Here is a 24,951-nt window from a genome sequence, read left to right as displayed (position 1 = left end):
TCGACGGCGCGCCGCGCTCAGCGGATGCGACCGGGCGTGCTGCGCGCCCCGGTCGGTCCTCAGTCCTCAGTCCTCGGTCGTGGGCGCTTCCGGTTCGGCGAGCGCCGCGGGCCCCTCGGTCACGAGCAGGTGGAACTGCTCGGCGTCGATGATCCGGACGCCCAGCTGCTCGGCCTTCGTGAGCTTCGAACCGGCACCCGGACCGGCCGCCACGAAGTCGGTCTTCTTGCTGACGCTCGAGGCAGCCTTGCCACCGGCGGTGAGGATCGCCTCCTGTGCACCTTCGCGCGTGTAGCCCTCGAGTGACCCGGTCGCGACGACGGTGACGCCGCTCAGCACGCCGCCCTCGACGTCGGCGCTGCCCGGGCCGGGGTGGCCCGGGGTGGTGAACTGCACGCCGGCCGTGGTCCAGCGGTCGATGATCTCGCGGTGCCAGTCGACGTCGAACCAGGCGAGCAGGGCGTCGGCGATGATCCCGCCGACCCCGTCGACGGCTGCGAGGTCCTCGCGCGATGCCGACCGGATCGCGTCGAGGGACCCGAAGTGGTTCGCCAGGGCCCGGGCGGCGACGGGTCCGACGTGGCGGATGCTCAGGCCGACCAGGATCCGCCAGAGGGGCTTCGTCTTCGCCGCGTCGATGTTCGCGAGCATCTCGAACGCGTTCTTCGACGGGTAGCGGCTCGGCTCACCGGTGTAGTCGGCGCCGCGTGCCTCGGGGTCGAACGGCGGGTCGGTCTTCTTGCGCGCCCGGCTGAACGGCGTGACGCGCTTCGGGGTGCCGTCGTCGTCGACCTTCTCCATGCCGGTCTCGGCGTCGCGGACGATGACCTCGATCGGGACGATGTCCTGCATCGTCAGGTCGAACAGTCCGGCCTCGGTGACGAGCGGCGGGGTCTCCGGGCGGAGGGGCTGCGTGAGCGCCGCGGCCGCGACCTCGCCGAGCCCCTCGATGTCGAGCGACCCGCGCGAGGCGATGTGCTCGACCCGACCGCGCACCTGCGCCGGGCAGCTCTTCGCGTTCGGGCAGCGCAGGTCGATGTCGCCTTCCTTCGCGGGGGCGAGCTCAGTGCCGCACTCGGGGCAGTTGGTCGGCATCACGAACTCGCGCTCGGAGCCGTCACGGAGCTCGACCACCGGGCCGAGCACCTCTGGGATGACGTCGCCGGCCTTCCGCAGCACGACGGTGTCGCCGATCAGCACGCCCTTCGCCTTGACGACCTGCTGGTTGTGCAGCGTGGCCTGGCGGACGACGGACCCGGCGACCTCGGCCGGGGCCATCACCGCGAACGGGGTGGCACGGCCGGTGCGGCCGACGCTGACCACGATGTCGGTGAGCGTCGTGTGCACTTCTTCCGGCGGGTACTTGTACGCGATCGCCCACCGCGGCGCCCGCGACGTCGACCCGAGTTCCTCGTGCAGGGCGAGGTCGTCGACCTTCACGACGACGCCGTCGATCTGGTGCTCGACCGACGAACGGCGCTCCCCCGTGGTCCGGACGAAGCCGTTGACCTCGTCGATGGTGTCGAACACCCGGTAGTGGCTGCTCGTCGGGAGTCCCCAGGTCTGCAGTAGCTCGTAGACCTCGGACTGGCTGCGGACGTCGGTGCCCTGCTCGAGTTCACGGACGGGCCACGCGCCGATGCCGTGCACGAGCATCCGCAGACGCCGCAGCCGGTCGACCATCAGGGCCCGCTTCGCCTCGGACTTGCCCTCTTCCTTCTGGCGGAGGGACCCGGCGGCGGCGTTGCGCGGGTTGGCGAACACGCGCTCCCCCGCCTCGCGCTGGTTCGCGTTGAGCTCGTCGAACTCGGCGACCGGGAAGAAGATCTCGCCCCGGACCTCGACCAGGGGCGGGTGACCGGTGCCCGACAGGCGGTCCGGGATCGTGCCCATCGTGCGGACGTTGCCGGTGACGTCCTCGCCGACCACGCCGTCACCGCGGGTGGCGGCCGAGACGAGCCGACCGTGCTCGTACCGCAGGTTGATGGCCAGGCCGTCGATCTTCAGCTCGGTCAGGAACCGCACCCGCTCGGCGCCGGCGTCCCGCTGCACCTTGAGGGCCCACTCGGTGAGCTCGTCGGGGCTGAAGACGTTGTCGAGCGAGAGCATGCGCTCGGCGTGCTCGACCGGCGCGAACTGCGTCGTCTGCGCCTGCCCGCCCACGGTCTGCGTCGGGCTGTCTGGCGTCAGGAGTTCCGGGAACCGCCGTTCGATCGCGTCGAGGCGGTGCACCAGGGCGTCGTAGTCGGCGTCGGACAGGGGCGAGGCATTGCCCTCGTAGTAGTCGTGGCGCAGCTCGGTGACGCGGGCGCGCAACCGGTCGACCTCGCGCGCGGCCTGGGCGGCGTCGAGCCCGTCGGGGTCGATGGTCTCGAACGTCGCGTCGGTCTCGCTCATGGCATCAGTTCTACCGTGCACCACCGACGCGGCGTGCAGCGAGCGTGTGCCCCGGGAGCGGCGGGGTCAGGCGTCGACGGGGACGGCGCTGACCGTGGTGTCGATCGTGCACTGGCCGAGCACCCGTGTGCCGACGTAGACCACGGCCGTCTGGCCGGGAGCGACCCCGTGCAGCGGCTCGTCGACGTCGATCACGAGCACGTCGTCCTGCACCCGGGCGGTCGCGGGCACCGGGTCGGCGTGCGCGCGGATCTGCACGTCGCAGGCGAACGGCGTCGCGGGGTCGGCCGGCGCCGTGCCCGCCCAGGTGAACCGTGAGCCGGACATCGAGGTGACGGCGAGGGCCTCCTTCGGGCCGACGACGACGGTGTTGTCCTTCGGGCGGATCTCGAGCACGAACCGGGGCTTGCCGTCCGGTGCCGGGCGACCGAGGGCCAGGCCGCGACGCTGTCCGACGGTGTAGCCGGTGGCGCCCTCGTGCGAGCCGACGACCGTGCCGTCGCGCTCGACGACCTCGCCCGGGGCGGTGCCGACGCGGTCCGCCAGCCAGCCGCGGGTGTCGCCGTCCGGGATGAAGCAGATGTCGTAGGAGTCCGGCTTCTGGGCGACCGTCAGCCCGCGCTCGGCGGCCTCGGCCCGGACCTCGTCCTTCGACGGCGTCGCGCCGAGCGGGAACATCGCGTGCTGCAGCTGCTCGGCGGTCAGGACTCCGAGCACGTACGACTGGTCCTTCGCCCACGCGGCCGACCGGTGCAGCTCGCGGGAGCCGTCCGGACCGGTGACGATCGAGGCGTAGTGCCCGGTCGCGACGGCGTCGAAGCCCAGGGCCAGTGCCTTCTCGAGCAGCGCCGCGAACTTGATCCGCTCGTTGCAGCGCATGCAGGGGTTCGGGGTGCGGCCGGCCTGGTACTCGGCCACGAAGTCGTCGACGACGTCCTCCTTGAACCGGGCCGAGAAGTCCCACACGTAGTACGGGATCCCGAGTGCCGACGCGGCGCGCTGGGCGTCCATCGAGTCCTCGATGGTGCAGCACCCGCGACTGCCGGTGCGCAGGGTGCCGGGCATCCGGCTCAGGGCCAGGTGCACACCCACCACGTCGTGGCCGGCGTCGACCGCCCGGGCTGCGGCCACCGCCGAGTCGACACCACCGCTCATCGCCGCAAGAACACGCATGCGTCCAGGGTAACCCGCCGACGAAGCGGTACCGCTGGCGTACCGTTGGTCGGGCGATGGCCACGACGGGGAACGACTCATTCGACTTCCGGTCCGTCCTGCTGTCCGGGTTCCTGCCCGCCGCGCTCTTCGCGATCGGCGAGGGCGCGATCATCCCGATCATCCCGATCGCGGCCGACTCGCTCGGCGCCAGCCTGGCGTTCGCGGGCTTCGTCGCCTCGCTCATCCTGGTCGGGGAGCTCATCGGCGACGTGCCGTCCGGCATCGTCGTCGCCCGCATCGGCGAGCGGAACGCCATGATCGGCGCCGCGCTCGTGTCGGTGGTCGGGCTCGTGGTCGCCACGACGGCCGCGAACGCCTGGGTCCTGGCGCTCGGGGTGTTCCTGGTCGGCGTCTCCACCGCGGTGTTCGCCCTCGCCCGGCACGCCTACATGACCACCGCGATCCCCCTGCGGATCCGGGCCCGGGCGCTGTCGAGCCTCGGCGGCGTCTTCCGCTTCGGCTACTTCGTCGGCCCGTTCATCGCCGCCGGCGTCATCCACCTGACCGGCACCACCAGCAGCGCCTTCTGGATCCACGTCGTCTGCTGCCTGGCGGCCGCGACCGTGCTCCTGGTGCTGCGCGACCCCGCGACGGGCACACGCGGCCTGCGGTTGCCGCCACGGGCCTCCCGGCTGTCGGCCGACCACGCGACGGACGCGAGCGACCACGCGACCGAACCGCCCGCCGACACCGGGGCCCAGTTCGTCCAGCAGGAGGCGCAGGGCCTCTTCCGCACCATCCGCGCGAACGGGGCGGTCCTGCTGCGGCTCGGCAGCGGCGCCGGCCTGATCGGTGCGATGCGCGCCGGGCGGCAGGTGATCCTGCCGCTCTGGGCGGTGAGCGTCGGCCTCGACGACTCGACCGCGGCCCTCGTGATCGGCATCGCCGGAGCCGTCGACTTCGCGCTGTTCTACACGAGCGGGCAGATCATGGACCGGTGGGGACGGCTCGCGAGCGCCCTGCCCTGCATGCTCGGCCTGAGCATCAGCTACTTCCTGCTCGCCTGGAGCGGCCACCTGGACGCCCGGATCGGCTGGTTCGTCGCGATCGCGATGGGCATGTCCCTGGCGAACGGGGTCGGTTCCGGCATCCTCATGACGCTCGGCGCGGACCTCGCCCCGCGCGACGCCCCGGCACCGTTCCTGGGGGCGTGGCGGTTCACCGGCGACTTCGGGTCGGCGGCCGCACCGCTCCTCATCTCCGGCGTGACCGCCGTCGCGTCCATCGCCGTCGCGAGCGGGGTGATGGGCGTGCTCGGCCTGGTCGGCGCGGGCATCCTGCTCCGGTACGTGCCCCGGTACCTGCCGCGCCCGCTGCGCTGACGCGCTGCCGTCCCGTGCGAGGTTCCGTACTCGGTGGCACTCGGCCCACCCCGCACCACGTCCGGTTCCTCGCACCGGGTCACGGAGTGCGCACGGTGCGTCCCACGGCCTGGAGGCCCGGCGCACGTCCGCCCCGCACCCCGCGCTCGGTAGACTGCCGCTGCTCGCGGGAGTGGTGGAATCGGTAGACACGCAGGATTTAGGTTCCTGTGCCCCAGGCGTGAGGGTTCGAGTCCCTCCTTCCGCACCGAGTCCGTCCTGGCGCACCGTTGCGGTCATCCGCACGCCTCGTGCAGGTCAACCCTGCGAGGGATGGCCCGGTCACTTCCGGGCGGTACCCTCATCCCGCGGGAGTCCTCCCCGTGACTCCCGCTCCACGACCGGAAGAACCATGCACTCCGTCGCACTCGCCCTGATCCCGTGGCTCGATCCGCAGTACATCCTCGACCACTTCGGGGCCATCGCCGTGCTCGTGGTCTGCGCGATCGTGTTCGCCGAGACCGGTCTGCTCATCGGCTTCATCTTCCCGGGCGACAGCCTGCTGGTCATCACCGGCCTGTTCGCCTTCGACCGCGGTGGCGAGATCGGCGGCATCCCGATCTGGGTCGCGGCGCTGATGATCGGCGCCGCCGCGTTCCTCGGTGGCGAGCTCGGGTACTACATCGGCAAGAAGGCCGGGCCCCCGATCTTCGAGCGGAAGGACAGCGGGCTCTTCTCGAAGGCGAACGTCGAGCGCACCAACGCGTTCTTCCACCGCTTCGGCCCCTTGGCCGTGATCCTGGCGCGCTTCGTGCCGGTCGTCCGCACCTTCGCCCCGATCGCGGCGGGCGTCGGCCGGATGGACTACAAGAAGTACTCGCTCTACAACGCGATCGGCGCCGTGGTCTGGGGCGTCGGCGTGACGTTCCTCGGGTACTTCATCGGGCACATCCCGTTCGTGGCGCACATCGTCCGCGAGTACATCGACATCATCCTGCTCGCCGCGGTCGTCGTGACCGTCGTGCCGATGGCGCTGACGTACCTGCGCAACGCCCGCAAGGCGAAGCACACGAACGAGGCCGAGGCCACCACGGCCCCGACGGTCGACCCGACGCTCTAGCCGCAGCACCGGCGCACAACCAAAGTCGCCCCGAACCACGTGATCACGTGGTTCGGGGCGACTTCGGTTCTGCGGGACGAAGAGAGCGCCGGCGCTCAGACGCCGAAGTGCTCCCGCACGATCGGCGCGATGCCCCGGAACGCCTTGCTGCGGTGCGACAGGGCGTTCTTCTCGTCGCGGGTGAGCTCCGCCGACGAGCGGTCGGCGTCGTCCGGCCGGAACACCGGATCGTAGCCGTGGCCGCCGTCACCGACGGGCTCGGTCAGCACCTCCCCGTTCCAGACCGCCTCGACGACGTGCTCCTGACCGTCGGGCGTCACGAAGGCGGCAGCGCACACGAACGCGGCGGTCCGCTCGACGACGCCCTGCAGGTTGGTGAGCAGCAGCGCGATGTTGTCGGCGTCCGAGCGGGTACCGGCGTAGCGGGCCGAGTGGATGCCCGGTGCGCCCCCGAGGGCGTCGATGGCGATCCCGGAGTCGTCGGCGAGCGCCGGCAGCCCCGTGTGTGCGACGGCGGCACGCGCCTTGATCAGGGCGTTCGCCGCGTAGCTGTCGCCGTCCTCGACCGGTTCGGGGCCGTCGTACCCGACGAGTTCGACACCCTCGCCCAGCGCCGACCCGAGGATCTCGCGCAGTTCGACGACCTTGCCCTGGTTGTGGGTGGCCAGCACCACCTCGCGGGACGTCACGCCAGACCCAGGACCGAACGCTGGATCGCCGCGAGCGACTGGTTGCCGGCCAGGCCGAGGTCGAGCAGGACGTTCAGCTCGTCACGGTCGAACGGCGCGTGCTCGGCGGTGCCCTGCACCTCGATGAACTTTCCCGACCCCGTCGTGACGATGTTCATGTCGGTGTCGGCGGCGGAGTCCTCGGTGTAGGCCAGGTCGAGCATCGGCTCCCCCTTGACGATGCCGACCGAGATCGCCTGCACGCTGTCGGTGAGCGGGGTGGCCTTCTTCGCGATGAAGCCCTTGGCGCGGCCCCACTCGATCGCGTCGGCCATCGCCACGTACGCGCCCGTGATCGACGCCGTGCGGGTGCCGCCGTCGGCCTGCAGCACGTCGCAGTCGATGACGAGGGTGTTCTCGCCCAGGGCCTTCGTGTCGACGACCGCGCGGAGCGAACGACCGATCAGGCGGGAGATCTCGTGGGTGCGGCCGCCGACCTTGCCCTTGATGGACTCGCGCTGCATGCGCTCGTTCGTCGACCGCGGCAGCATCGAGTACTCGGCGGTGACCCAGCCGGTGCCCTTGCCTGCGAGCCAGCGGGGCACGCCGTTGGTGAACGACGCGGTGCAGAGCACCTTCGTGTTGCCGAAGGAGATGAGCGCGCTGCCCTCGGCCTGCGTGCTCCACCCCCGCTCGATGGTGACGGGACGGTGGTCGGTGGCGGTGCGGCCGTCGACGCGGAGGTTGTCGGTCATGGGGTCCTTTCGGTGCGGGGCAGCGTGATGGCCCCCGTCTGGAGGTGGCCGACGCTCGAGACCTCGGGACCGAGGAAGCGCCGGGCGAGCCGGATGAAGCCGTTCTTGTCGTCGCCCGTCGCCTCGAACGAGTAGGTCGGGGCGGTGGTCGCGGTGCGCTCGAGCCCGTGCTCCACGAGCCGGCGGTAGACGTCGTTCGCCGTCTCCTCGGCGCTGGAGACGAGCGTGACCTCCGGACCCATGACGAACTGGATCGCGGCGGACATGAGCGGGTAGTGGGTGCAGCCGAGCACGAGGGTGTCGACGTCGGCGGCACGGATCGGGTCGAGGTAGCCGGCCGCGATCTCGCGCAGCGACGGCGACGAGGTGTCCCCGGCCTCGACGAACTCGACGAACCGGGGGCACGCGGCGGTGGTCAGCGTGACGTCGGCGGCGACCGCGAAGGCGTCCTCGTAGGCGCGCGACGCGATGGTGCCGACGGTGCCGATGACCCCGACGCGGCCCGTTCGGGTCTGCTTGACGGCGGCGCGGGCCGCGGGCTGGATGACCTCGACGACGGGGATGCCGTAGGCCTGCTCGTACCGTTCGCGGGCGTCGCGGAGCACGGCGGACGAGGCGGTGTTGCACGCGATCACCAGGGCCTTCACGCCCTGCTCGACCAGGTCGTCCATGACCTCGAGCGCGTAGCGGCGGACGTCGGCGATGGGCTTCGGGCCGTAGGGCGAGTGCACGGTGTCGCCGACGTACCGGATGCTCTCGCGCGGGAGCTGGTCGATGATGGCGCGGGCCACGGTGAGGCCGCCGACCCCGCTGTCGAAGACTCCGATCGGTGCATCCGTCACGGCACCAGCGTACCGACGCAGGCCGACCAGCACCGACGCGGCCACGCGCGCCACGCAGGCCGGGCGCACGGGGTGATCCGGGCCTCCCCACCGGTACGTCACTAGTGTCGGAGACGTGACCAGCGCGCTCCTCACCGACCAGTACGAGCTCACCATGGTGGACGCCGCCCTGAAGGACGGCACCGCCGACCGCCGATGCGTCTTCGAGGTGTTCGCCCGGCGGCTGCCGGACGGCCGCCGCTACGGCGTCGCGGCCGGGCTCGGACGCTTCCTCACCGCCCTCGGCGACTTCCGCTTCGGCGACGAGGAGATCGGGTTCCTGCGCGACCGCGGTGTCATCGACGCCGGCACCGCCTCGTGGCTCGCCGACTACCGGTTCAGCGGTGACGTCCGCGCCTACCGGGAGGGCGAGGTCTACTTCCCGAACTCCCCCATCCTGCAGATCGAGGGCACCTTCGCCGAGGCCGTCGTGCTCGAGACCCTCGCCCTGAGCATCTTCAACGCGGACTCCGCGATCGCCTCGGCCGCCGCCCGGATGGTGTCCGCCGCCGACGGCCGCCCGCTCGCCGAGATGGGCTCCCGCCGCACCGGCGAGTGGAACGCCGTCGCCGCCGCCCGTGCCGCGTACATCGCCGGCTTCGGTGCGACGAGCAACCTCGAGGCCGGGCGCACCTGGGGCATCCCCACGATGGGCACCGCCGCGCACGCCTTCACGCTGCTGCACGACTCCGAGGAGCAGGCGTTCCGGTCGCAGCTCGACGCGCTCGGCAGCGGCACGACCCTGCTCGTCGACACCTACGACATCGAGGCCGCGGTCGAGACGGCCGTCCGGCTCACCGACGGCAAGCTCGGCGGCGTCCGGATCGACAGCGGTGACCTGCCGTCCGTCGTCGCCGCCGTGCGTGCGCAGCTCGACCGCCTCGGCGCGACGGGAACGAAGATCACGGTGACGAACGACCTCGACGAGTACACGATCGCCGCGCTCCGGGCCGCCCCGGTCGACTCGTACGGCGTCGGCACCTCGGTCGTCTCCGGCTCCGGGCACCCGGCCGCCGGCATGGTGTTCAAGCTCGTCGCGCACCGGGACGCGGACGGCGGCGACTGGGTCCCCGTCGCCAAGAAGTCGGCCGACAAGGCGTCGATCGGCGGCCGGAAGGAAGCGGGTCGACGACTCCGCAACGGCGTCGCCACCGCCGAGATCGTGCTCACGGGTGCGCAGGTCGGTCCGGACGAGCGGCCACTGCTGGTCCCCGTGGTCACCGGCGGCGAGGTCGACCCGGCGTTCCTCGGCACGCAGGGCGTCGAGGCCGCACGCGCGCACCACAAGCGCGCGAAGGCGGAGCTGCCCGCCGACGCGTCGCGCATCGGTCGCGGCGACCCCGCCATCCCCACCCTGGTGATCTAGGGCGCGCGCGTCGCGCGCGCGTCGCGTCGCGTCGCGCGACGCCGCTTCGTGAGCAGCAATGGTCGGGTCTGCGTGACGGACCCGACCATTGCTGCTCACGAAGCGACCGGATGACGGACGGGAGGCCCGTGGCGGCGTCGCCACGGGCCTCCCGTCCGTCTGCTGGTCGCGGCTACTCGGCCTTCATCTTCTCGTAGATGGCCTTGCAGTCCGGGCAGACCGGGAACTTCTCCGGGTCGCGACCCGGGATCCACTTCTTGCCGCACAGGGCCTTGACCGGCTTGCCGGACAGGGCCGACTGCAGGATCTTGTCCTTCTTCACGTAGTGCGAGAACCGCTCGTGGTCACCGGGTTCGATCGCTTCGTCTTCGAGGAGCTTCTCGAGCTCCCGGTCCATCACGTCGAGGCCGCCGCCTGGTTCCGTCATGCTCATGGGTCCAGGGTACGACGGTCCGCCCTCGGGCGCGCCGCTCGTCCGCGCTGGGCGATCGTCGCGCGGAGTCGCTCGGTGCTCGGTGCGCTGCGCCGCTCGTTGCGCTGCGCCGCTCGTTGCGCTGTGCCGCTCGTTGCGCCGAGCCGCTAGTTGCGCTGTGCCGCGGCGAGCAGGTCGGGGCCGCGGCGGTCGAACAGGCGTCCGCCGGCGGAGACACCGATCACGAGCACGACGGCACCGACCCCGATGCCCACCAGGAGCGTCAGGACCGACCAGGGCTCCGGACCCTGCACGACGGCCAGCACCGCGAGGCAGGCTGCGGGGACCGTGCAGAGCACGATGCCGATCACCATGGACGCCTGCGCGACCGTGGCGGTGACGCCGGCGGCCTGGGGCTGCTGGAAGGGGTGGTCGCCCGGCCGCACCGTCGGGTAGGGCATGAGCACCGACAGGACGCTCGACAACCCGAGGCCGGACAGCAGCGCGCTCGCACTCACGCCGATGAGCAGCGGGAACGCCGCCCAGTCCCCGAACAGCCGGGCGGACAGCGCGGCCCCGGCGACGATCGCGGGCGCCCCCACGACGAGCACGGGCACGACACGACCGAGCCGGTCGCTCCACCCGGGCGCACCCGAGGCGACGTGCAGCCACACGGCGGTGTTGTCGTACGAGACGTCGTTGTGCGGCAGGAACCCGGCGATCAGGGCCATCAGCGGCAGCGGCACGAGCGCGGTCCACTGCCACGGCACCCCGGCGACACCGAGCGGGATGACGACGATCGGCACGAGCAGGATGATCAGGTACGACGTGCGGTACCGCGGGTCGCGGACCCAGTAGGTGAGCGCCCGGGCGGCGACGGCCGACACCGGGGCCGAACCGAACCGGTCGAACCAGCCCAGGCCCTGGTAGCGGCGGGTGCGGGCGCGGTCGTCGACGGTCTCGAGCGCTCGGCCGACGAGTGCCCACCACGCCCAGGCGAGGAGCGCGACGACGGCGACCGCGACGAGGAGCTTCAGGACACCCGCGCCGACGTGGCCGCTCGCGACCTCGGCGGGCACGGCCCACGCGGCACCCCACGGGGTCCACCCGGCGACGTCCGCGACGCGCTGCATCTCGGCACCCTGCGGGTCGAGCCAGTCCACGCGCAGCAGCAGCGCCACCGTCGGGATCGAGAGCGCGATGATGACGAGCGCCACCAGCCACCCGGCGTCGCGGGAGCGGTCCGGCCCGATCAGCCGGGAGCCGACGGTGCAGCAGACCCGGATGAGGAGCGCGCACGTGGCGACGCCGAGCAGCCCGCCGAGCACCGCGAGCAGCCCGAGACCGGGGTCGCGGGCCCAGGCGACGACCTGGCCGACCGCGACGACGACCACGCCGATCACCGGGATGCCGACGAGGCCGGCGACGACGAGGCCGATCGCCAGGCGACGGCGCTCGATGCCGAAGACCGCGAAGCGCCGCGGGTGGAGCTGGTCGCTCCGGCCGACGACGAGCGGCACGACCGTGAAGCCGAAGGTGATCAGGGTGCTGACGGGCACGATGACGGCACGCGCGACGTCCGGGTCGGCGTCACCGAGGGCGATGGTCTGCGACGCGACGAACACGGCGGCGAGGAGTCCGACGAGGCTGGCGAGCACGACGGCGACGGACCGGCGGGCGGTGCCGCGGACCTCGCCCGCGAGCAGGTCCGCCCTCAGCCGGAGAAGCTGTGCAACCATTCCATGCTCTCCGCGACGACACGACCGCCGGCGAGTTCGACGAACTTGTCCTCGAGGCTCTTGCGCCCGCGGACCTGGGCCATGGTGCCGGACGCCAGGACCTTGCCGCCGACGATGATGGCGACCGAGTCACAGGTGCGCTGCACGAGCTCCATCGAGTGGCTGGACAGCACGACCGTGCCGCCACCCCGGGTGTACCGGCGCAGGATGTCCGTGATCGTCGCCGCGCTCACCGGGTCGACCGACTCGAACGGTTCGTCGAGCACGAGCACCCGCGGCGAGTGGATCAGGGTCGCGGCCAGGGCGATCTTCTTCGCCATGCCGACGGAGTAGTCGGCGACCTGGCGGCCGAGCGCCTCGCCCAGCCCGAAGGCCTCGGCGAGGTCGGCACTGCGCTTCCGGGCGGTGGCCCCGTCGAGCCCGCGGAGTGTGGCCGAGTAGTAGAGGAGCTGCGCGCCGGTCAGCCGGTCGAACAGGCGGAGCCGGTCCGGCAGCACACCGAGACTGCGCTTCGCCGCCGTCGGGTCGGCCCAGACGTCGTGGTCGAGCACCGTCACCGAGCCGGCGTCGGGGCGCAGCAGTCCGGTGATCATGGAGAGGGTCGTCGTCTTGCCGGCGCCGTTCGGGCCGACCACGCCGAAGATGGAGCCCTGCCGGATCTCGAGGTCGACCTCGTCGACGGCCAGGGTCTGCCCGTACCGCTTGACCAGGCCGTTCGCCGCGAGCACCACGGGCTGGAGCGTCTGCGGCTGCTTCGGGGCGGCGGTGCGGGGCGCACGCTTCTTCGCCGCGGGCGCGGCGGTGCTCGCCCGGTCGGCGACGTCCGTCGCGTCGTCCGCGTCGGTCGGGACGGGAGGCGCGGCGTCGGTCCGCGGGGCGGCCTTCGTCGGGCGCTTGGTGCGTCCCTTGCCGTTGCGCGCCTTCGCGGGGCGGGGCGCTGCGGCCGTCGTGTCGTCGGTGCGGTTGTCCGTCGTCGTGTCGTCGGTGCGGGTCTCGGTCGCAGCGTCGGTGCCGGTCGTCGCGTCGTCCGGGTGGGTCGCCGTCGTCGCGTCGGTGCGGACGGCCGTCCCGTCGGTCATCGCGTCATCAGTGGCGGCGTCGTCCGCATCAGTGTCCCCCGTGTCGTCGTCGGCTGCGTCGTCCTCAGCAGCCGCGGCGGTGTCCGCGTCGTCGGCGTCCCCCGCCTCGGTCATCCAGGCAGCGTCGGCCGTGGCGTACACGTCCTCGTCCTCTGCTCGCGCTGGCATCGACCCACCGTACCAACGCTCTCCGATCGTCGGGAACCGTCGCGGCCAGGGTCACGAATTGAGTACGAAGCACGCAGACCCGTACCCCGCGAGGGGGTGTTTCCGTATCATTCACCAGGGCACGAAGGAGTGTTCACCACTTGGAAACCTGCTCCAGCAGGCGATCCCGGCAGCCTCCTCGCTGCGACGACCACGTCGACGCGACCGGTTCTCGGGCAACTCGGACGTTGGAAGCGCAGACTCGACGAGGCCCGCCCGTACCCCAGGGTGCGCGGGCGGACACCAGAAGGGACCAGCATGACCACGCAGATCGTGATCCTCGCAGCGGGGATGGGCAGCCGTCTCGGCCGCAGCCTGCCGAAGCCGCTCACGGAGCTCAGTGACGGCCGCACCATCATGCAGCAGCAGTTCGACAACATCCGCGCCGCGTTCGGTTCGAGTGCCCGCGTGACGATCGTCGTCGGCTACAAGTCGGAGCACATCGTCGAGGCGTTCCCCGACGCGAACTTCGTCTACAACGAGTCCTACGACTCCACCAACACCTCGAAGAGCCTGCTGCGTGCCCTCAAGGCCACCGGCAAGAGCGGTGTCCTCTGGATGAACGGCGACGTGGTCTTCGACCCGATGGCGCTCGTCCGTGCGGCCGACATGATCGACGAGGGCCGTTCCTTCGTCAGCGTCAACACCGACAAGGTCTCCGACGAAGAGGTCAAGTACACCGTCGACGCCGAGGGCTTCATCCACAAGCTCTCCAAGCAGGTCGTCGGGGGTCTCGGCGAAGCCGTCGGCATCAACTACGTCTCCGCCGCCGACAAGCAGGCCCTCATCCGCCAGCTCGGGCGCGTCGACGATCAGGAGTACTTCGAGGGCGGCATCGAGGCTGCCATCGCCGAGGACGGGCTACGCTGGACGCCGATCGACATCTCCGACCTGTACGCGGTCGAGATCGACTTCGCCGAGGACCTCGAGCGCGCGAACAACCTGTTCGCCTGAACCACCGTCAGGACCCCCTCGGCGGTTCCGCCCGGAGGGAAACCGTGACCACAGCGAGTGCGCCGACCGCGCCCGTGGCTCCCGCACCCGCGAAGGCCCGGAGCGCCGGTCGGCGCTATCGTCAGGCCCTGTGGTTGCTGACCGTCCGCGACCTCCGGGTCCGCTACTCGACGTCGGCGCTCGGCTACGTGTGGTCGATCCTCGACCCGCTCGTGATGTCGGGGATCTACTGGTTCGTCTTCACGCAGGTCTTCCACCGCGGCTCGGTCGGTGAGGATCCGTACATCGTGTTCCTGCTGTCCGCGCTGCTGCCGTGGATGTGGTTCACCGGCGGCGTCTCGGACTCCACCCGGGCGTTCATCAAGGAATCGAAGCTCATCCGCTCGACCACCATCCCCCGCACCATCTGGGTGGCACGGATCATCGCGTCGAAGGGCATCGAGTTCCTGCTGAGCCTGCCGGTCCTGGCGGCCTTCGCGATCGCGACGGGCGCCCACCTGCACTGGCAGGTCGTGTTCTTCCCGCTGGCGATCGTGCTGCAGTGCGCGCTGGTCTACGGCCTGGGCCTCATCGTCGCGCCGCTGGTGGTCTTCTTCCGTGACCTCGAGCGCGCCACCAAGCTCGTGCTGCGCTTCCTGTTCTACGCGTCCCCGATCATCTACGGCACGCACGCGCTGCCCTCCGCCCTGCGTGACATCGCCGCGATCAACCCGCTCACCGGCATCTTCGGCATGTACCGCGCGGCGTTCTTCCCCGGCCAGCTCGACTGGCTCGAGGTCGGCGCCTCGGTGGTCGTGACCGGCATCGTCCTGGTGATCGGGTTCGCGGTGTTCCGCCGCAGCGAGCACCGCGTGCTGAAGGAGCTGTGATGACCGCGACCGACCAGACCCGTCGCACCGAGACCGTCGCACCGGTCATCTCGGTGCGCGACGCCGGCATCTGCTTCAAGCGCAACCGTCGCGCGAGCCGGAACTTCAAGGACCTGTTCGCCGGACGCGGGCGCCGGAAGCGTGCCGATGAGTTCTGGGCGCTCCGCAACGTGTCGTTCGACGTCCGCCCTGGCGAGGCGATCGGCGTCGTGGGACGGAACGGCCAGGGCAAGTCGACCCTGCTGAAGCTCGTGGCCCAGGTCATGCTGCCCGACGAGGGCCGCGTCGACGTGGGTGCCGGCGTCGCCCCGCTCATCGAGATCACCGGTGGCTTCGTCGGGGACCTCACGGTGCGCGACAACGTGTACCTGACGGCGGGCCTGCACGGCATGTCACGGGCCGAGATCCGCGACGCCTTCGACGAGATCATCGACTTCGCTGAGATCGCCGACTTCGTGGACACCCCCTACAAGCACCTGTCGAGCGGCATGAAGGTCCGCATCGCGTTCGCGGTGATCTCGCGGCTCGACGAGCCGGTCATCCTGGTCGACGAGGTGCTGGCGGTGGGCGACAAGGCCTTCCGCGAGAAGTGCTACAAGCGGATCGAGCAGCTCCTGGCCGGCGGCCGGACGCTGTTCTTCGTCTCCCACAGCGACAAGGACCTCCGTCGCTTCTGCGACCGGGGGCTCTACCTCGACAAGGGTCGTCTGCAGCTCGACGGCACCATCGAGGCCGCGCTGGCCCGGTACGCGGCCGACTACGGCTCCTGACCGGCCGGGGTACTCCCCCTGCACCAACACCGGTATCGCTGGCTCCCTCCACAGCCCCGGCCCTCGTGAGCGCCCCCGGGGTCCCGCCGTCGGACCCTCCCCCTAGCGTTCCACCCATGCACCACCCACCAACCGCGTACGCCGTCCCGTTCGCCGTCGACCGATCGCACGCACCGCGTCGGTACGACCTCGTCAACACCGGCCCCGAGCCGGTCGACGGGCTCTCCCTCACCCATCTGGGCAACGGCTACTGCCCGCCGCTCGCGGTGCGCCGCCTCGACCCGGGCAGGTCGTTGTCGCTGGCGGTGTTCGGCGCCGACCCCGAGGACACGGGGGTCGTCATCGTGCGGTGGCGTCGGCCCGACCGGTCCGAGTACCTCTGGCGGATGTCACTCGTCGGGCCGGGGCTCCAGCCGTGACCCTGCGCCGACCTGCGCCACGGAGCACCCGGGGTGACGATCGGCCGTCAGCGCCCGTCGCGTTCGGCCGCGACGGTCCGCCACCGCTCGAGCAGCCACTCCACGGCCTCGTGGAACCGCTCCGTGGCGGCACCCGGGGTCGTGTCGCCGAAGTACCGTGCGACCCAGTGCTGCAGGCGTGCGAGCTCCTCGGCGTCGCTCGCGGCCGCGTCGACACGGGCGAGCACCGACGGGGCATCGGCCGCGGTCAGCCAGTTCGCGTCGCTCAGGTAACCCCGCTCGTCGACGTCGGCCTCGGGCGAGACCGGTCGCGTGACGATGAGCGGCTTGCCGACCGCCAGCCGGTCGTAGATCATCGCGCTGATGTCCGTGATCGCCACGTCGGCGTCCGCCAGCTGCCAGCCGAGGTCACCGCCGTCGTCGTACAGGTGGTGCGCGGCGGGATCGGCGGCGTTGGCTGCGCTGATCGCCGCCACGATGCGCTCGTGCGCCGCGCGGTACGCCGGGTCGAGCACACCGCTGCGCGGGTGCGGGCGGTAGACCAGCCGGTGGCGGGGCGACGCCAGCACCTGCTCGGCGATGACCGTGCCGTGCGACGCGATCGACCCGTACGCTGCGGCACCGCGGTCGCCCTCCCACGTCGGGGCGTAGAGCACGACGGTCCGGTCGTCGTCCGGGTACGGGGCCGCTCCGGCGAAGTGGTCGGCTTGCGGGCGTCCGATCGCGATGGTCCGGGCGTCCAGGTCGTAGTCCCACAGCGCCTCGGCCAGACGATCGCGTGCTGCGTCCCCCGCGATCAGGGCGTAGTCGTACGCCTTGAACTGGTTCGTGGTCATGTACATCTTGTCGCTCTCGCCGTGGTTGACGAAGACGTGCCACATCCGCCCGTACCGCATCATCTGGAAGTTGCGGGCGTTCTGGTTGACGTACAGCACCACCTTCGGCGCCTGGGTGTCGACGAAGTGCTCGAGGTCGACCACCTGCCGGGCGTAGACCGCGGGCACTGGCGACTCGTCGAGCAGGGTCAGCATGGTGCCCGGGCTCCGCGAGACGATCGCCACCGGGTGCGTCTTCGCGAGTTCGGCCAGCGGCGCGTACCACTGGCGCACCTGGTACATGTTGACCGGACCGTCGGCGAAGTACACGGCGATCTCGACCGAACCGGGCGCCGGCTTCGGCGCGGACGGCAGTCGCTGTGCGAGCTGCCGCCGGCTTCGGCGCGACGTCAGGAGTCGCTCGACGAGCCGCAGTGCGGTCCGCAGGTCGCTGATGATCGACATGGTCGTTCTCCGGGTCTGCTCGGGCGGTACGGGGCGGGCGGGTCAGACGACCGGCGGCCGCCCTGCGATGGTCATCCGTGCGACTGTGAGCCAGCCCATCGGGCGGACCGGACCGCAGTCGGTCGTCCATCCTTCACGGATCCCACCGAACCAGGTGGCCAGTCGGCGGGGGTGACGCCACCAGCGCGCGATCTGGATCGCGGCCCACGACCCCACGTACAGCGGTCGCAGCACCGTCGGCAGGTTGCGCCGAGCGAGCCACACCCGGTTCCGGGCGTTCAACCGGTAGTACTCGGCGTGCCGCGCCGGGTCTATCGCGGGGTGGTGCGCGACGAGGTCCCCGGCGTACCAGGTCCGACGGCCGGCGTCCCAGACGCGCCAGGCGAGCTCGATGCCCTCGTGGGCGTAGAAGTACTCGGCACCCCAGCCGCCGACGGCCCGGTACACGTCCATCGGCAGCACGACGGCGCCTTCCCAGACCGAGAAGACCGGCGACGAGTGGTCCGGCTCGCCCTTCCGGATCCGCGGCACCCACCGGCGGGGGTTCGCGGCGCCCGTGGGGTCGACGACCCGCGGCTGCACGAGGCCGAGCGACGGATCGTGCTCGAACACCGCGATCGCGTCGCGCAGGAACGTCGGCGACGGCACCGACGCATCGTCGTCGAGGAAGAACACGTAGTCGCCGTCGACGACCTCGGCCCCGGCGTTGCGCCCGGCCGGGATCCCGACGTTCTCGGGCAGGGCCAGCGCCCGAACGCCGTCCGGCAGTCCGGTCGGCGCCCAGCCGTTGCCGACGCAGACGACGTCGAGCTCGACGTCCTGCTGCGCGAGCACGCTGTCCAGCCCGCGGCGCAGGTCGTCCGGCCGGGTGCCCTGCGACAGGCTCACGACGGCGACGCGCGGTCGTCCGCGGTGCGCCACCGCGTGGCGGCGCATCGTTCCGGGCACGGTCGTGTCCTCGGTCACGCCTTGACCCGCTTCGAGGCGATGATCGCCAGGAAGTGCCCGACCGTCGCGAGCACCGCGAGCGGCAACAGCGCACCGACCAGGATCCTGCTGGCGAGCGGGTCGCCGATCACCAGGGCGAGCAGGGCGAAGACGAACGCGAGCATGCTCAGCTCGACCGAGTGGTACAGGCGGTGGAACGGCAGGAACTTCGCCAGACGGCGGAGCGATGCGAGCTTCCGACCCGACGGCGCGGTGGAGGCGTCCCGCCGGTCGACGAGCTTGTCGAGCCCGGCGTTCGCGCGGGCCACGTGCACCATGTCGTTCAGGGCCTTGTTCAGCACGATGACCAGGCCGAGTGCGCAGCCGATCGTGGTCCACATCCAGTCGGCGTCGTGGATCGGCCAGGTGGCTGCCCGGATGCCGAGCGCGACCGGGATCAGGCCCTCGGTCGTGTAGTGCCCCACCTTGTCGAGGAACACCCCGGCGGGCGACTTCGTGCCGCGCCACCGGGCGACCTCGCCGTCGGAGCAGTCGACGAGCATCTGCAGCTGGCCGAGCACGAGCGCCAGCGCGGCGCCCCAGATGCCGGGGATGAGCAGGGCGGCGGCGACGCTCCAGCCCACCAGGATCATCAGGCCGGTGACCTGGTTCGCGCTGACGCGGGTCTTCAGGAGCACCCAGGTCAGGTACGGCGAGACGTCGCGCAGGTACAGCGAGGCCGTCCAGTGCTCGGCGTTGGCGCGGGCACGGACCTCGTCCGGCTGGGCGACGGCCCGGAGCTCGGCGATCGAGGTCGGCCGTGCGGATCCGCGGCCGGTCGTGGGCTGGTCGGTCATTCGGTCACCGTCCCGTGTGGGTGGTCAGCTCGGACGTGCGGGTCAGGAACCCGATGATGAACCCGAGCCCCCAGCCCACGTGGATGCACGGCAGCACGACGAGCAGCCAGAGGAGCGTCGGCAGCCCGGAGCGGCGCGCCACGGCGATCGACCCCAGGACGACGAAGAGCAGGTAGACGACGGGCACCACGAACCCGAGCAGCGCCCAGGCGAGCGGGGTACCGAGCACGGCGCCGACGATGCCGACGAGCCCGGCGACGATGCCCAGCGCCATCGCCGCCACCATGGCCGGCGGCACGAAGTAGCGCAGGCCGTTGTTGGCCGGGAACCGACGCGCGAGCTCGCCGCGCCACAGCCCGGTGGCGACGAACTGCCGCACCAGGCGCTTCAGGCTCGGCCGCGGGCGGTACGTGACGACGAGTTCGGGCGTGAACCAGACGGTCCCGCCGGTCTGGCGCAGCCGCCGGTTGAGTTCCCAGTCCTGTCCGCGCTTGATGCCCTCGTCGAAGAGTCCGACGTCGAACAGCCGCTCGCGTCGGAACACGCCGAGGTAGGCGGTCTCGGCCGGGCCCGCGGTGCCGCCGACGTGGTGCGGCGTGCCACCGAGCCCGACACGGCTGCCGTAGGCCAGGGCGACGGCCCGCTCGAAGGGGGTCCGGCCCTCGGCGCGCATGATGCCGCCGACGTTGTCCGCACCGGACTCGAGGAGCGTGTGCACCGCGATGCGCGTGTAGTCGGTCGGCAGGACCGAGTGCGCGTCGACCCGGATGACGACCGGGTGCACGGACGCACGGATCGCCACGTTCAGCCCGGCGGGCGTCGACCCGACCGGGTTGTCGATCGCGCGGATCCGGGGGTCGGCAGCGCTCATCTCGGCGACGAGCTCGTTCGTGCCGTCGATCGACGGCCCGAGCGCGAGGATGACCTCGAACGGGCCCGTGTAGTCCTGGTCGAGCAGGCTGCCGACGGCGGCCCGGACCTCGGTGACCTCGTTGAGCACGGGCATCACGTACGAGACGCCCGGCAGGGGCTGTCCGTCTGACTGCATGCGTACCTCGGGGTGCTGGCTGGCGGCACGGGACGCACCGGGGCGGTGCCGCCCCGCAGAGCGACCATGAGCCTATCAAGAGGCCGAACCGCCCACCTGCGCCGGCGCGGGACGCGCCCCGTGACGGACTGGAGGCCCGGCGCACGTCGTGCCCCGGGCCTCCTGTCCGTCGTGTGGTGGCGTCAGCCCTTGCTGTCGAACGTCCCCAGCTTCACGTCGGCCTGTCGGGTCTGGCCGTCGCGGACGTAGCTGATCGTCGTCGAGGCGCCACCCGCGAAGAAGCGCACCTGCGCGGTCAGGTCGGTGGCGTCGGAGACCGACGCCGAACCGATCTTCGTGACGACGTCGCCCTTCTGCAGACCGGCCTTCGCCGCGGCACCGCCGTTGGACACCGACTTGATGAGGGCGCCGACCTGGGTGGCGCTGGCGTCCTCGGTGGCGTCGCCGACCGTTGCGCCGAGGAGACCGTGGGTCGCCGACCCGTTGTCCTTGATCTCGTTCGCGACCCGCTTGACCAGGTTGGCCGGGATCGAGAAGCCGACGCCGATGCTGCCGGCGGCCGACTCCGACGACGACGAGCTGCCAGCCGAGGCGATGGCCACGTTGATGCCGATCAGCCGGCCCTTCGAGTCGAGCAGCGCACCGCCGGAGTTGCCCGGGTTGATCGATGCGTCGGTCTGGATGACCGGGAGCGAGACGGTGGTGTTCGCGGACGAGCTGCTGCCGTTGTCCCCGTTGCCCCAGAAGTCGAAGGGACCCGAGCCGCCGTTGCCGCCCTCGTTCGAGTCGCCGCCCTCACTGGGGGCGCTCGAGGTGACCTGGATGCTGCGGTTCAGCGTCGAGACGATGCCGTCGGTGACGGTGTTCGACAGGCCCAGGGGCGCGCCGATCGCGACCGCGGTGTCGCCCACGTTGAGCTTGGACGAGTCCGCGAACTCCATCGGCTTGAGGTCGGTCGCGTCGATCTTGATGACCGCGAGGTCGACCGTCGGGTCGGTACCGATCAGCTTGCCCGCGTAGATCTTGCCGTTCGAGGTCGTGACGGTGATCCGGCCGTTCGAGCTGTCGCCGTCGAGGGTGACCACGTGGGTGTTCGTGACGATGTAGCCGTCCTTGCTCATCACCACGCCGGAACCGGTGCCGGCCTCGTTGCTCGCGGACACGTTGATCGTGACGACGGACGGGGTCGCCTGTGCCGCGACGGCCGTGACCACGGTGGCGGAGTCGTAGTCGTTGACGGTCAGGTTGCCGCCCTGCGACGAACCGGAGGACACCACGCTGCCACCGTCGTTGGTCGCCGACGAGGCGAGCCATCCGGCGCCGCCACCCACGAGCCCAGCAACGACCACGCCGGCGATGATCGGCAGGACCAGCTTGTTGCGGCCCGAGCGGTCCTTGGTCGTCGTGGTCGCCGCGGCGCCCGAGGCGTCGTCGCTGAAGTAGTGACCATTGCGCTGGTTCGCGCCGTCGACGTCACCGAAGCCGCTCGTGGCCGACTGCGGAGCCTGCGCGGACGCGTTTGCGTACTCGGAGGACGAGCTCGGAGCGGTCGAGGACGTCGGCTGGGCGTACTCGCCGTAGCGGGGGCGTTCGCCGCCCGGCTGGCCGTACTGGGACTGCTGGCCGTAGGGGTTCTGGGGCTGCTGGCCGTACTGGGACTGCTGGCCGTACGGGTTCTGGGGCTGCTGGCCGTACTGGCTCTGCTGCCCGTACGGGTTCTGGGGCTGCTGGCCGTACTGGCTCTGCTGGCCGTACGGGTTCTGGGCCTGCGGCGTCTGCTGGCCGTACTGCGACTGCTGGCCGTACGGGTTCTGGCTCTGCTGGGGCTGCTGGCCGTACGGCGACGTCTGCTCGCCGTAGCCGCCCTGCTGCGCTCCCGAGAAGTCGCCCGAGACCGCGGGGTACGGCGCGGTGTACCGGTCGGTCGGGTGGTCCGTCGACGACGGGATCACATCCGTGTGGTCCGGGGTCGTCTCGTCGTTCTGGTTCTGGTTCTGGTTCTGGTCCTGGTTCGGGCGACGGGTCTCGTCCGGCTGGTCGGAGTCGTTCGGCATCGACGTGTTCCCTCTCGTGGCCGCTGCTGCGGCGTCCTCACTGGCGGCAGGCGGAGCCGCATCGTCCGGACGGCGGTCGTCGCCCTGCCCGTTGGGCGTGGTGTCGGTCATGCTGGACGTGCTCCTTTCAAGCTCGTGCAGTCTGTCGCAAGCACCTGAGCGGTCCTTCTGGCGAGGCTGCGAGCCACCCCTGGCGATCTTATGCGTGCGCTGTACACGGTGGCCCGGTCCGCCGCGGGACGGACAGCTAGGTTGGGGTCCGTTCAGCGCGACGCGTCGTCGCCCGCACGGGAGGGAACCACATGCGCCAGGCAGGACCGTGGCTGCGAGCCGCCGACGGAGCGATGCTGCTGGGACCGGACGGGGTCCCCGCACCGACGGTGTTCGCCGAGATGAGCGCCCTCGCCGCCAGCACCGGCGCGGTCAACCTGGGGCAGGGCTTCCCCGACGAGGACGGGCCGGCCGAGGTGCTCGAGGCCGCGGTGCAGGCGATCCGCGACGGCGTGAACCAGTACCCGCCGGGCCGGGGCACCCCTGACCTGCGGGCGGCGATCGCCGAGCACCAGCAGCGGTGGTACGGGCTCGAGGTGGACCCCGACCGCGAGGTCCTCGTCACCGCCGGCGCCACCGAGGCGCTGGCCGCCACGGTCCTCGCGCTGGTCGAACCCGGTGACGAGGTGATCACCTTCGAGCCGTTCTACGACGCCTACGGCGCGCTCATCCGGCTGGCCGGCGGCGTGCACGTCACGGTCCCGCTCACCGCGCCCGACTTCCTGCCCGACGAGCGCACGCTCCGCACGGCCTTCACCGACCGCACCCGCGCCGTGCTCGTGAACACCCCGCACAACCCGACCGGCCGGGTCCTGCCCACCGAGGTGCTGCAGACGATCGTCGACCTGGCCACCGAGCGCGACGCGGTGATCATCACGGACGAGGTCTACGAGCACCTGACGTTCGACGTCCCACACACGCCCATCGCGACCCTGCCGGGCGCCGCCGTGCGGACGGTGTCGGTGTCGAGCGCGGGCAAGACCTTCAACACGACCGGGTGGAAGGTCGGCTGGCTCACCGCTCCGCCGGCACTCGTCGACGCGATCACGACGGTGAAGCAGTACCTGACCTTCGTGAACGGCGCGCCCTTCCAACCGGCCGTCGCCGTGGGACTCCGCCTGCCCGACGCGGTCTTCACCGGCATCGCCGCCGACCTGCGCGCGAAGCACGAACTACTCGCCGACGGACTGACGGCGGCGGGGTTCGACGTGATGCGACCCGACGGCGGCTACTTCGTGCTCGCCGACGCCGCGCCGCTCGGGTACGACGACGCCCGTGCGTTCTGCCTCGAACTGCCCGCGTTGGCCGGTGTCGCGGGCGTGCCGGTCTCGGCGTTCGTCCGCCCGGACCGGGTCTCCGGCTACCGGTCCCTGGTGCGCTTCGCGTTCTGCAAGCGCCGGAGTGTCCTGGAGGACGCCGCCGCACGCCTGGCGACCCTCGGAGCGCGCCCCGGCGCCTGAGACGCGACCGCGTCGGGGACGCGACCGACGCATCAGGGCTGCCCCGGGCCTCCAGGCAGGGTGCGCAGTGCGACGTCGTAGCGCCGCAGCGACAGCGACGGGTTCACCCGTCGGACGGCGTCGGTGACGGTGGTGTCGATCGTGGCGGTGAGCGTAATCGGCGAAGCGCCGGCCGAAACGACCGCGACGCCCGACGGGTCGAGGACGACCGAGCCGCCGATCCCGATCGGCGGCGTCTGCCCGACCCCGACGACCCAGACGGTGTTCTCGATCGCGCGGGCGGTGAGGAGCGTGCGCCAGTGGTGCTCCTTGCCGGGGCCGCGCACCCACTCCGCCGGGAGGACGACGACGTCGGCCGCGCCGGTCTCGGGAGCGGCGAGCCGTCGCGTGACCTCGGGGAATCGCAGGTCGTAACAGGTCTCGAGCCCGACACGGACCCCGCCGAGGTCGAAGACCGGCAGCTGCTCCGGGTCGCCGGACTCGATGCGGTCCGACTCCCGCGAGCCGAAGGCGTCGTAGAGGTGGACCTTCCGGTACGTCGCCGCCAGGTCGCCCGACGGGAGCACCGCGACCAGGGTGTTCCGGAAACGCTCCGGCGAGTCTGCCGACTCGGCGACCCCGACGACCAGGGCGATGCCCGTCTCGCGGGCGATGTCGCGGAGGCCGGAGACGAACGGACCGTCCAGGGACTGCGCGGCCGCGACGAACCGATCGTCGATGTCGGCGGTGAAGTACGAGGTGTACTCCGGCGTGACGAGGAGGTCCGCGCCACGGTCCGCCGCGTCGACCGCGGCGGTGCGCACCGTGTCGAGGTTGGCGACGGGGTCGTCCACGGGGGCGAACTGCGCCGCCGCGATCGTGAGGGTGGCCATGGAGCCGAGCGTACCCGGGGGTCTGCGGCGGGCGGGCCTGCGGCTGGGCGTCCTGCGCCGGGTGTCCTGCGCCGGGCGTCTCGCGACTCGCGTCTCGCGTCGGGGCGTCTCGCGGCGGGGACACGATGAAGGCCCCGGTCCTGTTGGACCGGGGCCTTCATGTGACGCTTGGTTGCGGGGGCAGGATTTGAACCTACGACCTCTGGGTTATGAGCCCAGCGAGCTACCGAACTGCTCCACCCCGCGGCAC

General features: G+C 71.5%; 22 protein-coding genes and 2 tRNA genes. 9 read left to right on the top strand and 15 right to left on the bottom strand.

All coding sequences use genetic code 11. The features are described 5' to 3' along the window. Positions 1-66 precede the first annotated feature (66 nt). Together ligA and mnmA are read right to left on the bottom strand one after the other, a co-directional pair. Complete coding sequence (ligA, locus tag DEJ08_RS04795; protein WP_111054507.1) at positions 67-2,397, bottom strand: NAD-dependent DNA ligase LigA; 2,331 nt, start codon at positions 2,395-2,397, stop codon at positions 67-69. A gap of 66 nt (positions 2,398-2,463) precedes the next feature. After that, positions 2,464-3,570, bottom strand: a complete 1,107-nt coding sequence (gene mnmA / locus DEJ08_RS04790; protein WP_031259645.1) for a tRNA 2-thiouridine(34) synthase MnmA — start codon at positions 3,568-3,570, stop codon at positions 2,464-2,466. 56 nt (positions 3,571-3,626) lie between these two features. On the opposite strand from mnmA, the gene DEJ08_RS04785 reads away from it, so the two are divergent. From DEJ08_RS04785 to DEJ08_RS04775, 3 genes are all read left to right on the top strand, one after another. Continuing rightward, a complete protein-coding gene (locus DEJ08_RS04785; RefSeq protein WP_111038788.1) occupies positions 3,627-4,934 on the top strand; it encodes an MFS transporter in 1,308 nt (435 codons plus the stop codon). A 166-nt stretch (positions 4,935-5,100) separates the two neighbouring features. After that, positions 5,101-5,181, top strand: a tRNA-Leu gene (locus DEJ08_RS04780). Positions 5,182-5,325: 144 nt separating this feature from the next. Next, complete coding sequence (locus tag DEJ08_RS04775) at positions 5,326-6,033, top strand: DedA family protein (protein ID WP_027464603.1); 708 nt, start codon at positions 5,326-5,328, stop codon at positions 6,031-6,033. 95 nt (positions 6,034-6,128) lie between these two features. Here DEJ08_RS04775 and rdgB read toward each other — a convergent pair whose 3' ends face one another. From rdgB to murI, 3 genes are read right to left on the bottom strand one after another with little or no spacing between them, the layout of a single operon-like run. After that, the gene (gene rdgB / locus DEJ08_RS04770; protein ID WP_111054508.1) at positions 6,129-6,722 is read right to left on the bottom strand and encodes an RdgB/HAM1 family non-canonical purine NTP pyrophosphatase; all 594 of its coding nucleotides are present in this window, start codon (positions 6,720-6,722) and stop codon (positions 6,129-6,131) included. Next, on the bottom strand, positions 6,719-7,456 hold the full coding sequence (rph, locus tag DEJ08_RS04765; protein ID WP_027464601.1) for a ribonuclease PH: 738 nt from the start codon (positions 7,454-7,456) through the stop codon (positions 6,719-6,721). Before rph ends, rdgB begins: the two co-directional genes overlap by 4 nt. Next, positions 7,453-8,298 carry a glutamate racemase gene (murI, locus tag DEJ08_RS04760; RefSeq protein ID WP_111022679.1) on the bottom strand — a complete coding sequence of 282 codons (846 nt, stop codon included), beginning with the start codon at positions 8,296-8,298 and terminating at the stop codon, positions 7,453-7,455. Before murI ends, rph begins: the two co-directional genes overlap by 4 nt. 115 nt (positions 8,299-8,413) lie before the next feature. Here murI and DEJ08_RS04755 point away from each other — a divergent pair, with 115 nt between their 5' ends. Continuing rightward, a complete protein-coding gene (locus tag DEJ08_RS04755) occupies positions 8,414-9,703 on the top strand; it encodes a nicotinate phosphoribosyltransferase (protein ID WP_027464599.1) in 1,290 nt (429 codons plus the stop codon). Between the two features lie 172 nt (positions 9,704-9,875). On the opposite strand, the gene DEJ08_RS04750 is transcribed toward DEJ08_RS04755, so the two are convergent. From DEJ08_RS04750 to DEJ08_RS04740, 3 genes are all read right to left on the bottom strand, one after another. Continuing rightward, positions 9,876-10,136, bottom strand: coding sequence for a DUF3039 domain-containing protein (locus DEJ08_RS04750; protein ID WP_099051947.1), 261 nt, complete (start codon positions 10,134-10,136; stop codon positions 9,876-9,878). 146 nt (positions 10,137-10,282) lie between these two features. Next, positions 10,283-11,854: an ABC transporter permease gene (locus tag DEJ08_RS04745; RefSeq protein WP_111054509.1), complete on the bottom strand. Its 1,572-nt coding sequence runs from the start codon at positions 11,852-11,854 to the stop codon at positions 10,283-10,285. Beyond that, on the bottom strand, positions 11,830-13,101 hold the full coding sequence (locus DEJ08_RS04740) for an ABC transporter ATP-binding protein (protein ID WP_258367062.1): 1,272 nt from the start codon (positions 13,099-13,101) through the stop codon (positions 11,830-11,832). The genes DEJ08_RS04745 and DEJ08_RS04740 overlap by 25 nt, the downstream gene beginning before the upstream one ends. Positions 13,102-13,398: 297 nt before the next feature. Between DEJ08_RS04740 and DEJ08_RS04735 the strand changes: the two genes are divergently transcribed. The 4 genes from DEJ08_RS04735 (at position 13,399) to DEJ08_RS04720 (ending at position 16,152) form a co-directional block, all read left to right on the top strand. Beyond that, complete coding sequence (locus DEJ08_RS04735) at positions 13,399-14,094, top strand: phosphocholine cytidylyltransferase family protein (RefSeq protein ID WP_110862735.1); 696 nt, start codon at positions 13,399-13,401, stop codon at positions 14,092-14,094. Between the two features lie 44 nt (positions 14,095-14,138). Further along, on the top strand, positions 14,139-14,963 hold the full coding sequence (locus DEJ08_RS04730) for an ABC transporter permease (RefSeq protein ID WP_084741093.1): 825 nt from the start codon (positions 14,139-14,141) through the stop codon (positions 14,961-14,963). Further along, positions 14,963-15,733, top strand: coding sequence for an ABC transporter ATP-binding protein (locus tag DEJ08_RS04725; RefSeq protein ID WP_071405446.1), 771 nt, complete (start codon positions 14,963-14,965; stop codon positions 15,731-15,733). Before DEJ08_RS04730 ends, DEJ08_RS04725 begins: the two co-directional genes overlap by 1 nt. A 116-nt stretch (positions 15,734-15,849) precedes the next feature. Further along, positions 15,850-16,152 carry a hypothetical protein gene (locus DEJ08_RS04720; protein WP_071405447.1) on the top strand — a complete coding sequence of 101 codons (303 nt, stop codon included), beginning with the start codon at positions 15,850-15,852 and terminating at the stop codon, positions 16,150-16,152. 47 nt (positions 16,153-16,199) lie between these two features. On the opposite strand, the gene DEJ08_RS04715 is transcribed toward DEJ08_RS04720, so the two are convergent. The 5 genes from DEJ08_RS04715 to DEJ08_RS04695 form a co-directional block, all read right to left on the bottom strand. Further along, positions 16,200-17,432, bottom strand: a complete 1,233-nt coding sequence (locus tag DEJ08_RS04715; protein WP_111022640.1) for a CDP-glycerol glycerophosphotransferase family protein — start codon at positions 17,430-17,432, stop codon at positions 16,200-16,202. Between the two features lie 42 nt (positions 17,433-17,474). Next, entirely contained in the window at positions 17,475-18,368 is an 894-nt protein-coding gene (locus DEJ08_RS04710; RefSeq protein ID WP_111054578.1) for a glycosyltransferase family 2 protein, read from the bottom strand. Positions 18,369-18,394: 26 nt separating this feature from the next. Continuing rightward, positions 18,395-19,216: a CDP-alcohol phosphatidyltransferase family protein gene (locus DEJ08_RS04705; protein ID WP_110864465.1), complete on the bottom strand. Its 822-nt coding sequence runs from the start codon at positions 19,214-19,216 to the stop codon at positions 18,395-18,397. 4 nt (positions 19,217-19,220) lie between these two features. Next, positions 19,221-20,264 (bottom strand): glycosyltransferase family 2 protein, encoded by a 1,044-nt coding sequence (locus DEJ08_RS04700; RefSeq protein WP_071405450.1) that lies wholly within the window; start codon positions 20,262-20,264, stop codon positions 19,221-19,223. A gap of 182 nt (positions 20,265-20,446) precedes the next feature. Next, a complete protein-coding gene (locus tag DEJ08_RS04695) occupies positions 20,447-22,429 on the bottom strand; it encodes a S1C family serine protease (protein ID WP_258367063.1) in 1,983 nt (660 codons plus the stop codon). 191 nt (positions 22,430-22,620) lie between these two features. Here DEJ08_RS04695 and DEJ08_RS04690 point away from each other — a divergent pair, with 191 nt between their 5' ends. Beyond that, positions 22,621-23,829: an aminotransferase class I/II-fold pyridoxal phosphate-dependent enzyme gene (locus DEJ08_RS04690; RefSeq protein WP_111054510.1), complete on the top strand. Its 1,209-nt coding sequence runs from the start codon at positions 22,621-22,623 to the stop codon at positions 23,827-23,829. A gap of 32 nt (positions 23,830-23,861) precedes the next feature. Here DEJ08_RS04690 and DEJ08_RS04685 read toward each other — a convergent pair whose 3' ends face one another. Continuing rightward, positions 23,862-24,701 (bottom strand): carbon-nitrogen hydrolase family protein, encoded by an 840-nt coding sequence (locus DEJ08_RS04685; RefSeq protein WP_111054511.1) that lies wholly within the window; start codon positions 24,699-24,701, stop codon positions 23,862-23,864. Positions 24,702-24,870: 169 nt separating this feature from the next. Next, a tRNA-Met gene (locus tag DEJ08_RS04680) sits at positions 24,871-24,947 on the bottom strand. Positions 24,948-24,951 lie beyond the last annotated feature (4 nt).

This window comes from Curtobacterium sp. MCLR17_054 (assembly GCF_003234335.2).
GTDB classification, from domain to species: domain Bacteria; phylum Actinomycetota; class Actinomycetes; order Actinomycetales; family Microbacteriaceae; genus Curtobacterium; species Curtobacterium flaccumfaciens.
The sequence above is the reverse complement of the archived record's forward strand: the minus strand, read 5'-3'. Positions and strand labels throughout refer to the sequence as shown.

What these genes read in the sequence shown, in the direction of transcription:
- DEJ08_RS04705 (WP_110864465.1), bottom strand. Translation starts at nt 19,216, where the DNA reads ATGACCGACCAGCCCACGACCGGCCGCGGATCCGCACGGCCGACCTCG.
- DEJ08_RS04775 (WP_027464603.1), top strand. Translation starts at nt 5,326, where the DNA reads ATGCACTCCGTCGCACTCGCCCTGATCCCGTGGCTCGATCCGCAGTAC.
- DEJ08_RS04735 (WP_110862735.1), top strand. Translation starts at nt 13,399, where the DNA reads ATGACCACGCAGATCGTGATCCTCGCAGCGGGGATGGGCAGCCGTCTC.
- DEJ08_RS04715 (WP_111022640.1), bottom strand. Translation starts at nt 17,432, where the DNA reads ATGTCGATCATCAGCGACCTGCGGACCGCACTGCGGCTCGTCGAGCGA.
- DEJ08_RS04710 (WP_111054578.1), bottom strand. Translation starts at nt 18,368, where the DNA reads ATGCGCCGCCACGCGGTGGCGCACCGCGGACGACCGCGCGTCGCCGTC.
- ligA (WP_111054507.1), bottom strand. Translation starts at nt 2,397, where the DNA reads ATGAGCGAGACCGACGCGACGTTCGAGACCATCGACCCCGACGGGCTC.
- DEJ08_RS04720 (WP_071405447.1), top strand. Translation starts at nt 15,850, where the DNA reads ATGCACCACCCACCAACCGCGTACGCCGTCCCGTTCGCCGTCGACCGA.
- DEJ08_RS04740 (WP_258367062.1), bottom strand. Translation starts at nt 13,101, where the DNA reads ATGCCAGCGCGAGCAGAGGACGAGGACGTGTACGCCACGGCCGACGCT.
- rph (WP_027464601.1), bottom strand. Translation starts at nt 7,456, where the DNA reads ATGACCGACAACCTCCGCGTCGACGGCCGCACCGCCACCGACCACCGT.
- DEJ08_RS04700 (WP_071405450.1), bottom strand. Translation starts at nt 20,264, where the DNA reads ATGCAGTCAGACGGACAGCCCCTGCCGGGCGTCTCGTACGTGATGCCC.
- DEJ08_RS04785 (WP_111038788.1), top strand. Translation starts at nt 3,627, where the DNA reads ATGGCCACGACGGGGAACGACTCATTCGACTTCCGGTCCGTCCTGCTG.
- DEJ08_RS04695 (WP_258367063.1), bottom strand. Translation starts at nt 22,429, where the DNA reads ATGACCGACACCACGCCCAACGGGCAGGGCGACGACCGCCGTCCGGAC.
- mnmA (WP_031259645.1), bottom strand. Translation starts at nt 3,570, where the DNA reads ATGCGTGTTCTTGCGGCGATGAGCGGTGGTGTCGACTCGGCGGTGGCC.
- DEJ08_RS04725 (WP_071405446.1), top strand. Translation starts at nt 14,963, where the DNA reads ATGACCGCGACCGACCAGACCCGTCGCACCGAGACCGTCGCACCGGTC.
- DEJ08_RS04750 (WP_099051947.1), bottom strand. Translation starts at nt 10,136, where the DNA reads ATGAGCATGACGGAACCAGGCGGCGGCCTCGACGTGATGGACCGGGAG.
- DEJ08_RS04685 (WP_111054511.1), bottom strand. Translation starts at nt 24,701, where the DNA reads ATGGCCACCCTCACGATCGCGGCGGCGCAGTTCGCCCCCGTGGACGAC.
- DEJ08_RS04690 (WP_111054510.1), top strand. Translation starts at nt 22,621, where the DNA reads ATGCGCCAGGCAGGACCGTGGCTGCGAGCCGCCGACGGAGCGATGCTG.
- DEJ08_RS04745 (WP_111054509.1), bottom strand. Translation starts at nt 11,854, where the DNA reads ATGGTTGCACAGCTTCTCCGGCTGAGGGCGGACCTGCTCGCGGGCGAG.